This is a genomic window from Solirhodobacter sp. (assembly GCF_964715405.1).
On sequence record NZ_CBAICG010000014.1, the window covers coordinates 58,557 to 72,403 of the forward strand.

General features: G+C 68.4%; 14 protein-coding genes. 3 read left to right on the forward strand and 11 right to left on the reverse strand.

The annotated features are described in order from the left end of the window. Nucleotides 1–15: 15 nt before the first annotated feature. The 3 genes from phoB to AC11WY_RS08510 form a co-directional block, all read right to left on the reverse strand. A complete protein-coding gene (gene phoB, locus AC11WY_RS08500; protein WP_482924423.1) occupies nt 16–708 on the reverse strand; it encodes a phosphate regulon transcriptional regulator PhoB in 693 nt (230 codons plus the stop codon). After that, nucleotides 708–1,436, reverse strand: coding sequence for a phosphate signaling complex protein PhoU (gene phoU / locus AC11WY_RS08505; protein WP_482924425.1), 729 nt, complete (start codon nt 1,434–1,436; stop codon nt 708–710). Before phoU ends, phoB begins: the two co-directional genes overlap by 1 nt. A gap of 251 nt (nt 1,437–1,687) precedes the next feature. After that, the gene (locus AC11WY_RS08510) at nt 1,688–2,728 is read right to left on the reverse strand and encodes a sensor histidine kinase (RefSeq protein WP_482924427.1); all 1,041 of its coding nucleotides are present in this window, start codon (nt 2,726–2,728) and stop codon (nt 1,688–1,690) included. A 188-nt stretch (nt 2,729–2,916) separates the two neighbouring features. Here AC11WY_RS08510 and AC11WY_RS08515 point away from each other — a divergent pair, with 188 nt between their 5' ends. Continuing rightward, nucleotides 2,917–3,288 carry a hypothetical protein gene (locus tag AC11WY_RS08515; protein WP_482924429.1) on the forward strand — a complete coding sequence of 124 codons (372 nt, stop codon included), beginning with the start codon at nt 2,917–2,919 and terminating at the stop codon, nt 3,286–3,288. Nucleotides 3,289–3,293: 5 nt separating this feature from the next. Here AC11WY_RS08515 and iolB read toward each other — a convergent pair whose 3' ends face one another. From iolB to AC11WY_RS08540, 5 genes are all read right to left on the reverse strand, one after another. After that, nucleotides 3,294–4,109, reverse strand: coding sequence for a 5-deoxy-glucuronate isomerase (gene iolB, locus AC11WY_RS08520; RefSeq protein ID WP_482924431.1), 816 nt, complete (start codon nt 4,107–4,109; stop codon nt 3,294–3,296). A 69-nt stretch (nt 4,110–4,178) separates the two neighbouring features. After that, complete coding sequence (iolE, locus tag AC11WY_RS08525; RefSeq protein ID WP_482924433.1) at nt 4,179–5,075, reverse strand: myo-inosose-2 dehydratase; 897 nt, start codon at nt 5,073–5,075, stop codon at nt 4,179–4,181. 14 nt (nt 5,076–5,089) lie between these two features. Beyond that, a complete protein-coding gene (iolD, locus tag AC11WY_RS08530) occupies nt 5,090–6,919 on the reverse strand; it encodes a 3D-(3,5/4)-trihydroxycyclohexane-1,2-dione acylhydrolase (decyclizing) (RefSeq protein ID WP_482924435.1) in 1,830 nt (609 codons plus the stop codon). Beyond that, nucleotides 6,916–8,832 (reverse strand): bifunctional 5-dehydro-2-deoxygluconokinase/5-dehydro-2-deoxyphosphogluconate aldolase, encoded by a 1,917-nt coding sequence (locus AC11WY_RS08535; RefSeq protein ID WP_482924437.1) that lies wholly within the window; start codon nt 8,830–8,832, stop codon nt 6,916–6,918. The genes iolD and AC11WY_RS08535 overlap by 4 nt, the downstream gene beginning before the upstream one ends. A gap of 112 nt (nt 8,833–8,944) precedes the next feature. Then, complete coding sequence (locus AC11WY_RS08540) at nt 8,945–9,772, reverse strand: MurR/RpiR family transcriptional regulator (protein ID WP_482924439.1); 828 nt, start codon at nt 9,770–9,772, stop codon at nt 8,945–8,947. An 84-nt stretch (nt 9,773–9,856) separates the two neighbouring features. On the opposite strand from AC11WY_RS08540, the gene AC11WY_RS08545 reads away from it, so the two are divergent. Further along, nucleotides 9,857–10,975, forward strand: a complete 1,119-nt coding sequence (locus AC11WY_RS08545; protein WP_482924441.1) for a Gfo/Idh/MocA family protein — start codon at nt 9,857–9,859, stop codon at nt 10,973–10,975. Between the two features lie 6 nt (nt 10,976–10,981). Here the strand turns inward: AC11WY_RS08545 and AC11WY_RS08550 are convergent, their stop codons facing one another. From AC11WY_RS08550 to AC11WY_RS08560, 3 genes are read right to left on the reverse strand one after another with little or no spacing between them, the layout of a single operon-like run. Further along, nucleotides 10,982–11,506, reverse strand: a complete 525-nt coding sequence (locus AC11WY_RS08550; protein WP_482924443.1) for a gamma carbonic anhydrase family protein — start codon at nt 11,504–11,506, stop codon at nt 10,982–10,984. Next, the gene (gene gmk, locus AC11WY_RS08555; RefSeq protein ID WP_482924445.1) at nt 11,503–12,135 is read right to left on the reverse strand and encodes a guanylate kinase; all 633 of its coding nucleotides are present in this window, start codon (nt 12,133–12,135) and stop codon (nt 11,503–11,505) included. Before gmk ends, AC11WY_RS08550 begins: the two co-directional genes overlap by 4 nt. Nucleotides 12,136–12,139: 4 nt before the next feature. Next, the gene (locus AC11WY_RS08560) at nt 12,140–13,027 is read right to left on the reverse strand and encodes a YicC/YloC family endoribonuclease (protein ID WP_482924447.1); all 888 of its coding nucleotides are present in this window, start codon (nt 13,025–13,027) and stop codon (nt 12,140–12,142) included. 160 nt (nt 13,028–13,187) lie between these two features. Between AC11WY_RS08560 and AC11WY_RS08565 the strand changes: the two genes are divergently transcribed. Beyond that, nucleotides 13,188–13,844: a PAS domain-containing protein gene (locus tag AC11WY_RS08565; RefSeq protein WP_482924449.1), complete on the forward strand. Its 657-nt coding sequence runs from the start codon at nt 13,188–13,190 to the stop codon at nt 13,842–13,844. Nucleotides 13,845–13,847: the final 3 nt, after the last annotated feature.

The following is a 13,847-nucleotide window of genomic DNA, read 5'->3' on the forward strand; positions in this document are numbered from 1 at the left end:
CGGGCGCCTTGCTTGTCAGCCGAGCGCATACCCCGCGCCGCGCACGGTGCGCACCGGATCCTCGCCGCCGAACTGGCACAGCGCCTTGCGCAGCCGCCCGATGTGCACGTCGACGGTGCGGGTGTCGACGTAGATGTCGCGGCCCCAGACGCGGTCCAGCAGTTGCTCGCGGCTCCAGACCCGGCCGGGCTTTTCCATGAAGGTCGCCAGCAGACGGAATTCGGTCGGCCCCAGCTTCAGCGTGTTGTCGCCGCGAAAGACGCGGTGGCTTTCGGCATCCAGCCGGATGTCGCGGAATTCCAGCGTCTCGCCGACGCTCGACGGGCGCACCCGGCGCAACTGGGCGCGCACGCGGGCCATCAGCTCGACGATGGAATAGGGCTTCACCACATAGTCGTCGGCGCCGGTTTCCAGGCCCCGCACCCGGTCGACTTCCTCGGACCGGGCCGACAGCATGATGATCGGCACGCCGCGCGTCTCGGCGCGGGTCTTCAGGCGGCGGCAGACCTCGATGCCCGAGACATTGGGCAGCATCCAGTCCAGTACGATCAGGTCGGGGGCTTCCTCCTCGACCAGCATCAGCGCCTCTTCGCCGTCCTCGGCCTTTGCCACCCGATACCCCTCGGCCTCCAGGTTGTAGGCCAGAACCTCGCGTTGCGCCGGCTCGTCCTCGACCACCAGAACCATCGGCAGTTCGGGCGTCGCCATCAATTGTCTCCGTCAGGGTGCACGAAAGACGTGGTGTCGCCCTTCGGCCGGGTCTCGCCCGGCAGCGACCCGGTGACAAGGTAGATCACCTGCTCGGCAATCGCGGTGGCGTGGTCGCCCATCCGTTCCAGGTTCTTGGCGATGAAATGCAGGTGCATGCAGGCCGTGATGTTGCGCGGGTCTTCCATCATGTGGGTCAGGAATTCACGGAACAGCGCGTTGTACATCTGGTCCACGTCGAGGTCGCGCTGGCGCACGTCGGCGGCCAGTTCGGCGTCGCGCTGGGTATAGGCGTCCAGCGCGTCCTTCATCATCGCCTCGACCGCCTTCGCCATCCGCCGCAGCGCGCCGCCCGCGCCCGCGATCGGCGTCATCTGCGCCAGCACGGTCGAGCGTTTGGCGATGTTCTTGGCATAGTCGCCGACCCGTTCCAGATTGGCCGAGATCTTCATCACCGTCAGCACGGTGCGCAGGTCCGACGCGGTCGGCGCGCGCAGCGCGATCAGCCGGGCGGCCTCGGTATTCACCTGCTCCTCAAGCTGGTCGATCAGCGCGTCATTGGCGCGCACCCGCTCGGCCAGTTCCTCGTCGCGCGTTTCAAGCGCCTGCGAGGCGTCGAGGATCGCGGTCTCGACCAGGCCGCCCATCTTCATGATCATCGCCTGGATGATCTCGAGGTCGTCGTCAAAGGCCTTGGCGGTATGCGCGTTGGTCATCCTGATCTCCATGCTGCGCTCCTTGGGCAACGGACGGGTCCGGGGTCGGTTCCTGGCAAACCGGGCCCGGACTGTCCGGCCCGGCGACGCTCCGCAGCGAAGGCGCCCCCGATCCGTTCCGGCCGGTCTGCCCGCGGGGGGCGCGACGGTCGGTGCAGTCCTGCTGGCGGCGGTCTAATGCGGCGAGGTTATGGTTTTGCGAACGTCTTGTAACAGTTCGATGACAGTTATCCAGTGCGTCCGCAAAAACCCCCCGCAAGGGCTCAACTTTCCGGCAGAAACACCGAAAACCGGCTGCCCTTGCCCTTTTCGCTGTCGATGCGGAACCGCCCGCGGTGGCGGTTGACGATGTGCTTGACGATGGCAAGGCCCAGCCCGGTGCCGCCCTTCTCGCGCGAGCGGTGGCTGTCGACGCGGTAGAACCGCTCGGTCAGCCGCGGCAGGTGGATCGCGTCGATGCCCTCGCCGCGGTCGATTACGTCGATCCGCACCGCCGGGCCGCGCAAGCTCAGATCGCGCGCCTCGCGGCTGACGGCGATGGTGACGCGCTGGCCCGCGCCGCCGTATTTCACCGCGTTCTCGATCAGGTTGTTGAAGACCTGGGTCAACTGGTCGGCGTCGGCCTGGACCAGCACCGGGCCGCTCTCGCCGGTCACCTCCAGCACGACACCCGCCGCCTGCGCCATGCTGCGCAACGCCGTCACCGACGCGCCGATCAGCGCGGTCACGTCGACCCTTTCGGTCGGGCGGACGCGCTCCTCCGCCTCGACCCGGCTCAGCGACAAGAGGTCGTGCACCAGCCGGTTCATCCGCTCGGCCTCGCGCGCCATGATCGTGAGGAAGCGTTCGCGCGCCACCGCATCGTCGCGCGCGGCGCCCTTCAGCGTCTCGATGAAGCCCAGCAGCGCGGTCAGCGGCGTGCGCAACTCGTGGCTGACATTCGCCACGAAATCGCGCCGCATCTGGCCGATCTGCTCCAGATCGGTGATGTCCTCGAAACTGACCAGCACCCCGGTCATGCCCTCGCCGCCAACCGCGGCGGCCAGCACCTTCCACACCGTCTCCCGCGCGGGGCCGGTGACCAGATAGCGCGCCTGGGTCGGCTGGCGGTGTCGGAACGTTCCCTCGATCGCGTCCAGCAGCGCGGGCTGGCGCAGCACGGTGATGTAGTGCCGCCCCTCGATCGCCGGCCCGAACAGCGCCCGCGCGGCGGCGTTCGCCGCCATGATCCGATCGTCGCTGCCGATCAGCACCAGCGGTTGCGGCAGGCCGTCCAGCAGCGATTTCACCAGGGTCGATTCCACCTGCCCGCTCCTCCCTGCCCCATGCCGCGCCTCGGCTGGAGCCTGCGGCAATCTTGCCGCAGCCGCAACCCATGCCCCTGTCACCGCTCTTGCTCCAGCCTGCAGGCCGTGTAACCTCTGCGTGTATCAACGAGTGACGGCACACGTTCATGGCAGTTCGGCAATGCGCGGCTTCGGCGACGGAGCCCATGAGGGGCATCGACAGCGTGGAACCCAAACCGGGCAAATCCCCGTCTCGGACGACACCGTTGCGCGTGCTGGTGATCGGCGCGCGGCTGCCCGTCCTCCATGATTCGGCGAACGGAACCGAGATCGCGGGCACCGCCTTCGCCGACCTCAACGCGCGCCTTCTGGCCGCGCTGCGCCCCGACGTCGTGGTCAGCCCGCTGTTCGGCGCGGAGTTCGACGCCGGGATGGTGATCGAGCGTCTCGACGCGCTCGGCTTTCGCGGGCGGGTGCGCGTGCTCTGCCCGCCGCTGCCGTCGCTGCAACTCGTGCAGGCCGAACTTGCCGCGCTCGCCCCCGGCATTGACGTGACGCTGGATGTCCGGCCGTCCTGATCCGCTCAGGCGGAGGGGTTGTCGCGCCGGTAGATCCAGTCGTGATCGGGATGGTTGGCAAAGCGCCACTTGCGGATCGGCCCGGCCATCACATTGAGGTAATACATCTCGTAGCCATAGGGCGCGCCGCAGGGATGATGCCCCTTCGGCACCAGCACCACATCGTGGTTCTGCACCGCCATGGTCTCGTCCAGACTGCCATCCTCGGTGAACACCCGCTGAATGCCGTAGCCCTGCGCCGGGTTGAGCCGATGATAATAGGTCTCCTCCAGATAGGTCATGCGCGGAAAGTCGTCCTCGTCATGCCGGTGCGGCGGGTAGGAGGACCAGTTGCCCTGCGGCGTGAACACCTCGGTCACCAGCAGAGAATCGCAATAATCCTCGTTTTCCATCGCGATGTTGTTGATGAAGCGGGTGTTGGCGCCCTGCCCGCGCTGGGTCAGCGTGATGCCCTCCGGCCCGATCCGCCGCGCCTTGTGCCCGCCCTTGCCCGGCGCCGCGCAGACCGCCAGCGTGCAATCGGTCACCGCCGTCGCCGACCAGTCCGAGCCGTTCGGCACATAAAGGCAATGCGGCGGCGTCTTCTCGAACACGTCCATCCGCTCGCCCATGACGCCGAAGTCATCGTCGCCCGCGCCGATCTGCGCGCGCCCCTCGACCAGCACCAGCATCACCTCGCGGTCACCGGTCGGTTCCGCCACCGTCTCGCCGGGCGCCAGGCGGTAGAGCCCGAAACCGACATAGCCCCAACCGGCACTTGCGGGCGTGACATCGTGCACCTTGCCGCGCGTTCCCTGCGGCTTCACCATCAGCTTCGCCATCGCCCGCCCCTTCTTCCGTTCCCAAATATCCTCGGGGATCCGGGGGCAGACAGCCCCCGGCGCCCGGCCTCAGCGGTCAAGCCCCACGGCTGTCGTGATCGCCTTCAGATAGCGCAGGCCGATCCCCTGATAGTGCAGCGGAATGCGGACCGCGGCGTCCTGTTCGGCCTCGATCACCAGCCAGCCCTGATAGCCATGCTCCGCCGCGATCTTCAGCACCGGCGGAAAGTCCACCGCGCCCTCGGGGTCGCCCGGCACGGTGAAGACGCCGCGCCGCACGCCCTCAAGGAAGCTCAGCCCCTGTTCGCGGACCGCGGCCATCACGGCGGGGCGCACGTTCTTGCAGTGGATGTGCCGCACCCGGCCCATGTGTTTGCGCGCCAGCCGCACCGGATCACCACCGCCAAAGGTGCAGTGCCCGGTATCCAGCAGCAGATGCGTCGCGGGCCCGGTTTCCGCCATCAGCCGGTCGATCTCCCACTCGGCCTCGACGATGGTGCCCATGTGGTGGTGATAGACCAGCGTGATCCCCTGCGCGGCGGCGTACTGCGCCAGCGCCTCGATCCCGGCGCCAAAGGTTTTCCATTCCGCATCAGGCAGATGCGGGCGGTCGTTCACGGCCATCCCGTCGGCGCCGTGGATCGCGTTCGAGGTTTCGCAAACGATGATGATCTGCGACCCCATCGCTTTCAGCAGGTCGAGGAACGGCTGCATCGCCGCCTTTTCGGCCGCCACGCTGTTCACCAGCAGGTTGGTCGAGTGCCAGCCCGAGACGAATTGCAACCCGCGCGGCGTCAGCACGGCCCTGAGCCCCTCGGCGGTGGTCGGGAACTTGTGCCCCTTCTCGATGCCGTCAAAGCCAAGCTGCGCCGTCTCGTCGAGGCATTGCTCAAGGCTGATGTCTGCGCCCAGGGTCTGGTCGTCATCGTTCGACCAGGCGATGGGATTGGTTCCGTAACGGATCATGTGTTACCTCAGGTTCAGTCGGCAAGCCGCTGGTTTTTCAATTTTTCTTCGTAATTTGCGCGGGCCGCGCGGACCTCGGGCCGCGGACTGACCGCGGGCACCGCCACTTCCCACCAATATCCGCCGGCTTCGGTGGAGGGCGCGGGATCGGTGTCGATGACGATCACGGTCGGGCGGCGGTCTTCACGCGACGCTTGAAGTTTCTCCTCCAGGTCACAGATATCCGCCGCCTTTACCGAAAGCGCCCCCATCGACCCGGCGTGCGCCACGAAGTCGATCGCCGAGGGGGTCACGTGATAGCTGTCATCCAGCAGGTTGTTGAACGGTGCGCCGCCGGTGGCCTTCTGCAACCGGTTGATGCAGCCGTAACCGCGGTTGTCGGTCACCACCACGGTGAAGGCGATGCCCATCATCACCGCCGTCGCCAGTTCGCTGTTGGCCATCATGTAGCTGCCGTCGCCGACCATGCAGATCACATCCGCCCCGGGCCGCGCCATCTTGATGCCGAGCGCGCCCGCGATTTCATAGCCCATGCAGGAAAAGCCGTATTCCATGTGATAGCCGCCCGGCGCGGCGTTCCAGATCTTGTGCAACTCGCCCGGCATCGTGCCCGCGGCGCCCATGATCACCGTTTCGGGCCGCGCCTGCCGCTGCACCGCGCCGATCACCTGCATGTCGGTGGGCAGCGCATTGCCCGTGGGCGGGGCCGCCGTGACCTTCGCGACCTCCGCTGCCCATGCCGCCTTCAGGCCGGCGTCGGGCGCGGTAAAGCGCCGGCCCGCCAGCCCCACCGTCAGCTTTTCCAGCGCCACTTTCGCATCCGAAACAAGGCTTTGCGCCCCATGCTTGAAGCTGTCGTGGGGCTGCACGTTGATCGACAGGATCTTGCGCGCCGGGTTCTTGAACAGCGCCCAGGACCCGGTGGTGAAATCCTGAAACCTTGTGCCAAGGCCGATCACCAGATCGGCCGTTTCCGCCACCGCATTGGCGCTTGCCGCGCCCGTCACGCCGACGGGGCCGAAGTTCAGCGGGTGATCATGCGCCAGCGCCGACTTGCCGCCCTGGGTTTCCACCACCGGGATGCCGTGGTCGGTGGCAAAGGCCGCCAAAGCCGCCTCGGCCCCCGAATAGATCACCCCGCCGCCGGCCACGATCACCGGCGCCTTCGCCGCCTTCAGCGCCGCCAAGGCCGCCGCCAGTTCGCCCGCATCGGGTTCGGGGCGCCGGAAGCGCCAGACCTTCGGCGCGAAGAAGCTTTCGGGGTAGTCGTAGGCCTCGGCCTGCACATCCTGACAGAAGGCCAGCGTCACCGGCCCGCAGTCGGCCGGGTCGGTCATCACCCGGAAGGCGCGCGGCAGGGCGGTCAAGAGATGCTCGGGGCGCGAGATGCGGTCGAAATAGCGGCTGACGGCGCGGAAGCAATCGTTGGCCGACACCGTGCCGTCGCCGAAATCCTCGACCTGTTGCAGCACCGGATCGGGCGCGCGGCTGGCGAAGACGTCGCCGGGCAGCAGCAGCACCGGCAGCCGGTTGACATGCGCCACCGCCGCCGCGGTGACAAGGTTCAGCGCCCCCGGCCCGATCGAGGTCGTTACCGCCATCGCGCGGCGCCGCTTGGCGGCCTTGGCGAAGGCCACCGCCGTGTGCGCCATCGTCTGCTCGTTATGGCCGCGCCAGGTCGGCAGGGCGGCGCCGATCCCCTGCAGCGCCTCGCCGATGCCCGCCACGTTGCCGTGGCCGAAGATCGCCCAGACGCCCTCGATGAAACGCCCGCCGTCTTCGGTCGTCTGCACCGAAAGCCAGCGCATCATCGCCTGCGCCGCCGTCAACCGGATCGTGGTCATGCCGCCGTCTCCCTCAGACCGCGCACGCGGTCCCATATCTTGCACAGATTGTCGTATTTTCCGGCCATCTGCGCCACTGCCTCGGCATCGCTCAACGCGCCTGACAGCCAGCCCCGCGCCGCCTCGCCGAAGATCGTGCGGCCGACCGCGAAGCCCTTGACCAGATCGTGGCGCGCCGCCAGCACCAACGCGGCGGCCAGTTCCGCCTCGGGCGCATCGAGACCCAGCACCACCACGCCCCGCGTGCGCGGATCGTTCCGCGTGATCGCGGCGCAGGCCTCGGTCCAGGCGGCGTCGGTGGTGAAGGGTTCCAGCTTCCACCAGTCGGGGAAGACGCCCAGATCATAGAAGCGCTGGATCACCTCGGCCGAGGTCGTGTCGGTCACCGGCGCGACCTTCGAGGGGATGATTTCCAGCAGGAATTCCAGACGGTTGCGCCGCGCGGCCGAGAACAGGCGCAGCACGGTGTCTTCTTGCGCGGCCTTGGTCGCGGCGTCGTCGGCGGGGTGATAGAAGCACAGCACCTTGACCACATGGGCCAGCGGCCATTCCGCCAGGCCACCGAAATCCGGGCCCAACTCGGGCTCCACCGCCAGCGGGCGCGAGCCCGGCCATTCGACCGGCCGCCCGATCCACAGGCCCGTCCCCGCCGCCCGGTAAAGCGCATCGCGCCCCAGCCGCCCGTCGCAGAGGATGCCGTGGCCGGGTTGCCCATCCGCCACCTTCAGCGCGGCGTCGAGGCAAAGCTGCTTGAACGCGCCGATCTTCGCGGCATCGGCGCCCGCCTCGCGCGCCATATCCTCAAGCTGCATCCGGTGGTCGAAGGCGAAAACCCGCATCGTGGACCAGTCGCCGTGCCGGTTGGTGGCCCAGTGCACCTGCTCCAGCTCCGCGTCCTTGCGCAGCGCCTTGGTCACGACGCCGCGACGCAGGAAGAACTGCAGCTCCTCCCAACTCGGGTAAGCCGGGGTGCAGCCGTGACGGCTGACCGCGAAAGCCCCGCAGGCATTGGCGTATGTCAAGGCCACCGGCCAGGGCTCGCCATCGAGCCAGCCCTTGATGAGCCCCGACATGAAGCCGTCGCCCGCGCCCAGCACGTTGAACACCTCGATCGGGAAACCTGGCCCGGCCTCGCCCTGATCCAGCGTGTCGGGAATCGCCCCGGTGAAGGCCGCGGCCCCCATCGGCCCGCGCTTGCACACCAGCGTGGCGCCCGAAACCGCCCGCACCGCCCGCAGCGCCGCGATCGTGTCGGTGCTGCCGCCCGCGATGTGAAATTCCTCTTCGGTACCGACGATCAGGTCGAACAGGTGGAGCGCCTTTTGCAGCCGTGCGGTGACGGCGGCGCTGGCGATGAACCGCTCCTCGCCCGCGCCATGCCCGGCCAGCCCCCAGAGGTTGGGACGGTAGTCGATATCGAGCGCGGTCTGCGCCCCGGTCTCGCGCGCCAGCCGCAGCGCCTTCAGCACCGCCGCCTCGGTGCGCGGGTGGCTCAGGTGGGTGCCGGTTGCCACCACGGCGCGCGCCTCGGCGATGAAGGCGGGGTCGATGTCATCCTCGCACAGCGCCATGTCGGCGCAGTTCTCGCGGTAGAAGATCAGTGGGAAATGATGCTCGTCGCGGATGCCCAGCAGCACCAGCGCGGTCAGCCGTTCGGGGTCGGTCTTCACCCCCCGCACATCGACGCCTTCGCGCGCCAGTTCCTCGCGCAGGAAGCGCCCCATGTGTTCGTCGCCGACGCGGGTGATGAGGGCGGATTTGAGCCCCAGCCGCGCCGTGCCGGTGGCCATGTTGGTGGGCGAGCCGCCGACGTATTTCTGGAACGACCCCATGTCTTCCAGCCGCCCGCCGACCTGCGCGCCGTAAAGGTCAACCGAGGATCGGCCGATCGTGATGACATCCAAGGGCTTCATGCCGTTCCTCCGCACGGCCGCCTTGCTCCGAGACTCGGGCATGGCGGCGTTTTGGAATTTTTATTCCATTTTTGCGCGCGGCAAAAGCTTTTTCTTCTGGCTCAGTTCGGGCTCAGGCCGGGCGCCGCCCGGTTCCCACCGCGACCGCCAGCGTGATCGCCAGCGCCAGCGTCGCGGAGAGCGAGCGGAAGGCGCCAAAATCGACCTCGGGAACGGTCAGGATCGCCGTCGCGTGGCGGGACAGCGGGCTGGTCAGCCGGTCGGTGACCGCCACCACCGGCAGGCCCCGGTCGCGTGCGTCTTGCGCCAGGGTCAGCGTTTCCTCGCTGTAGGGCGCGAAGGTGATCGCCAGCAGCACATCGCCCGGCCGCAGCGCGTGGCGGTGATCCAGCTTGCCGACCCCGTCATGCAGCATCGCCGGAATATCCATCTTCTCAAAGGCATAGGCCAGGTAACTTGCCACCGGGAAGGCCCGGCGGAGGCCGATCAGGTGAATCGTGTCGGCCCCGATCAGAGCCGCCACGGCGGCGTCGAGCGCGACCTCGTCCGCCGCCTTCGCCAGCGACTCCAGCGACAGCCGCCCGGCCTCGACGAACTCGGCCAGCAGCGCCGCCGGGCTGCCGGTGCCGCTTTCCTTCAAGTTGGTCAGCCGCGTCGAATAATCCGGCCAGCCCGGCACATAGGCCTCGCGGAACAGCCGCTGCATGCCGGAGAAGCCGGAAAACCCCATGATCTGGCAAAACCGCATCAGCGCCGAGGGCGGCACCTCGGCCCCCGCCGCCAGTTCGGCGACGGTGGACACCGCGATCCGGTCGGAATTGGCCGCGATGAAATCGGCGCATTGCCTGAGCCGCTTCGGCATCGCGTCGGACATCGACGACAGCCGCTCGCGGAATTCCTCGACGCTGACCGGGGTCGCGAGAGCTTCGATTTCCGTCATCTGAATTCCCTTGACAGACCACCCCACCCGCCGGATAGCACACATGGAACAAATATTCCAACCTCACCGCAGACGGGGCCGCAGATGGACAGCATCAACGTCGGACTGATCGGAACCGGCTTCATGGGCAAGACCCATGCACTGGCCTACGGCGCTGTCAAGGCGGTGATGGGCGATGTGCCGCGCCCGGTGCTTGCGGCGCTGTGCGACACGCTGCCCGATCAGGCGCGCCGCTTCGCCGACCAGTTCGGCTTTGCCCGTGCCACCGACGACTGGCAGGCGCTGGTGGCCGATCCGGGCATCGACCTTGTCTCGATCACCACGCCGAACAAGCTGCATCACCGCATGGCGCTGGCGGCAATTGCGGCGGGCAAGCATGTCTGGTGCGAAAAGCCGATGGCGCTGACACTGGCCGAAGCGGAAGAGATGGCGGCGGCGGCGAGGGCCGCGGGCGTGGTCACGATGGTCGGCTACAACTACATCAGGAACCCCGCCTATACCCATGCGCAGCGGCTGATTTCCGGCGGCGCCATCGGCCGCGTGGTGCAGTTTCGCGGCTGGGTCGAGGAGGATTATCAGGCCGATCCCGCCCTGCCGTGGAGCTGGCGCGCGCAACTGGCCGAGGCGGGTCTGGGCGTGCTGGGCGATCTGATGTGCCACCTCGTCTCGATGACGCTGGGCCTGATGGGGCCGGTCGAGAGCCTGGTCGCCGAGACTCAGATCATCCACGCCACCCGCCCGCTGCCCGACGGCACCGGCCGCGCAAAAGTGGAAAACGAGGATGCCGCCGCCGCGCTGGTGCGCTTTGCCAGCGGTGCGGAGGGCACGCTGGTGTCGTCGCGATCCGCCTGGGGCCGCAAGTCGCGGCTGGGGTTCGAGGTGCACGGCACCGAGGGCATGGTGATCTTCGACCAGGAGCGGATGAACGAGCTGCAGCTTTACCAGAACCGCGGCCCGAAGGCCGAACAGGGCTTCAAGACCATCCTGACCGGCCCCGACCATCCGCCCTACGGCGCTTTCTGCCCGGCGCCCGGCCACCAGTTGGGCTTCAACGACCTCAAGGTGATCGAATGCGCGGCGCTGTTGCGCGCGATCGCGGGTGGGCCCGCCTGCCACCCCGATTTCACCGATGCCGCGGGATTTGAGCGGGTGATCCACGCGATGGCCGACAGTGCCGCAACGGGCGCCCGCGTCACGCTGTAGTCCGCCTTAGGCGGGCCGCAGCCCGTCGCGGAACCGCTGCATGTTCAGGTGATAGCCCTTGGCGCTGAGCACCAGCCGGGCGCGCGCCTCGGCATCAAGCAGGCGCACCACCTTGCCGGGGGAACCCATCACCAGCGAGTGGTCGGGGATCTCCTTGCCCTCGGTGATCAGCGCGCAGGCGCCGATCAGGCAACCCCGGCCGATTTTCACGCCGTTGAGGATGGTGGCGCCCATGCCGATCAGGGTGCCCTCGCCGATCGTGCAGCCGTGCAGCACGGCGCGGTGGCCGATGGTGCAGTTCGGCCCGATCGTCAGCGGGAAGCCCATGTCGGTGTGCAGCACCGCGTTTTCCTGGATGTTGGACCCGGCACCGACCCTGATCACTTCGTTGTCGCCGCGCAGGGTCGCGCCGAACCAGACCGAGGCGCCGGTTTCCAGCACCACGCGGCCGATCACGTTGGCATCCGGAGCAACCCACCAGTCGCCGTCCGGGGGAAGCTGCGGGGCGATGCCGTCCAGACTGTAGATCATCGAGTTTCGAACTCCCGTTTGAGGTCACGCACGAACTCCGACAGCCAAGGCTGGCGCGGGCGGCGCATCCGTTCGGCCATCAGGATGGTGCGCAGGTCCGCCTCGGCTTCGTCGAGGTCGCGGTTGACCAGAACATAATCATACTCTGCCCAGTGGCTGATTTCAGCCTCGCTTTTCGCCATCCGCGCGGCGATCACCTCGGCGCTGTCCTGCGCGCGGGTGGTCAGGCGGCGTTCCAGTTCGGCCATCGAGGGCGGCAGGATGAAGATCGAGACGACATCCTCGCGCATTGCCTGCTTGATCTGCTGGCCACCCTGCCAGTCGATGTCAAAGAGCGTGTCGCGCCCCTCCTCCATCGCCTGCACCACCGGGCCACGCGGCGAGCCGTAGCGGTTGCCGAACACCTCGGCATGTTCCAACATCGCGCCCGCCGCCACCATCGCCTCGAACTGGTCACGGCTGCGGAAATAGTATTCCCGCCCGTCCGCCTCGCCCGGCCGTGGCGGCCGCGTGGTGGCCGAGACCGAGAAGCGCAGGCTGGCATCCCAGGCCATCAGCCGCCGCGACAGCGTCGATTTCCCCGCCCCCGAGGGCGACGACAGGATGATCAGAAGCCCGCGCCTTTGCATCGGGTTACTCCACGTTCTGCACCTGCTCGCGCATCTGATCGATGGTCACCTTCAGGTCAAGGCCCACCCGCGTCAACTCGGCCGACTGCGCCTTGGAACAGAGCGTGTTGGCCTCGCGGTTGAACTCCTGCATCAGGAAGTCGAGCTTGCGGCCCACCGGCCCGGTTTCCGCCAGCAGGGTGCGCGCGGCGGCGACATGGGCGTCGAGCCGGTCGAGTTCCTCGGTCACGTCGGTTTTCACCGCCAGCAGCGCCAGTTCCTGTGCCAGCCGGGCCGGCTCGATCCCCTCGGCATTCGCCAGCACCCGGTCGAGCGAGTCGCGCAGCGTCGCGGCGGCCTGCCCGCGCCGGGCCTCGGCCAGCGCGCGCGACTCGGTGGCCAGCGCCGCGATCCGGGCCACCTGCGCGCGCAGCACGTCCGACAGCGCCCGGCCCTCGGCCGCCCGCATGGCGTGAAAATCGGCCAGCAACCGCGGCAGGTCGGCCAGCAGCGCGGCCAGCAGCGGCGCGGGGTCGGCCTCGGTGGCGCCGGTCAGCACGCCGCGCTGGGTCAGCACCTCGGCGGTGCTGGCGGGCGACAGCGCCACATCGGCGTCAAGCGCCGCGGTCTCGATCTGCTTCAGCGCGGCGAGCACCGCCGCGAGCGCCTCGGGATCGACCCGCAGCGCCGCCGCGCCGGTCGCCCGGTCGACCCGCAGGCCCAGGCTGACGCTGCCGCGCGCCACCCCGCGCGAGACCTCGGCGCGCACCGCGGGTTCCAGCCCCTCGATGCCGTCGGGCAGGCGCAGCCGCAGATCAAAGCCCTTGCCGTTCACCGAACGCAGATCCCAGGACCAGGCCGCGCCCGCGCCCTCGCCCCGGCGGCTGGCAAACCCCGTCATCGACATGACCATCGCCCGTCTCCCCAGCCATTTACCAAATGTTCAGTTTTCGCCCCCTCGCGCCCCGGTTCGGGTGTACGTTAACCGGGAGGTAAGCATTGCCGTCATAGGGTTAACAGAAGGTTCTCCAACCGGCAATCGACGCCCCGCGCGGGCAGAGAGGGAGGATCACATGACCAGGGAGCAGGCAACAGGGGGCGCGGTCATCGCGTTCCGGGGGAAGGACCAGATGATCCGGTCACCGCTGATCGAAGAGGTACGCAGCTATTGGGAGGCGCTGCGTGATGGCCGCGAGGCGCCGACGCGGGCCGAGGTCGACCCGCGCGGCATCGAGCGCGCGCTGAGCCACACGCTGCTGATCGACCGCATCGCCCCCGGCCACGCCCGGCTGCGCGTCGCGGGCCAGCATCTGTGCGAGCTGATGGGGATGGAGGTGCGCGGAATGCCGCTCGGCGCGCTGATGGCGTTGCCCGCGCGGGAAACCCTGACCACCGCCTTGCAGACGGTGTTCCACGGCCGCTGCGGCGTCGTGCTGGGCCTGCACGCGGGCTGGAGCCTTGGCGCCCCGGCACTCGACGGGCAGATGCTGCTGCTGCCGCTGGCCGACCGCAACGGCGTGCTGGCCCATGCGCTTGGGTGCATCGTCGCCACCGGCACCATCGGGCGCGCGCCGCGCCGCTTTGCGATCACCGAGGTGCGGCATCTGCCGATCCTCGTCACGCGCCGCGACCTGCGGGAACCTTCGCTGCCGATCGCCGCGATGGCCGAGGCACCTGCGACCTACCGGCCGCAGCGCCCGGTGTTTCACGTCGTTCAGACCCGGACCTGACGG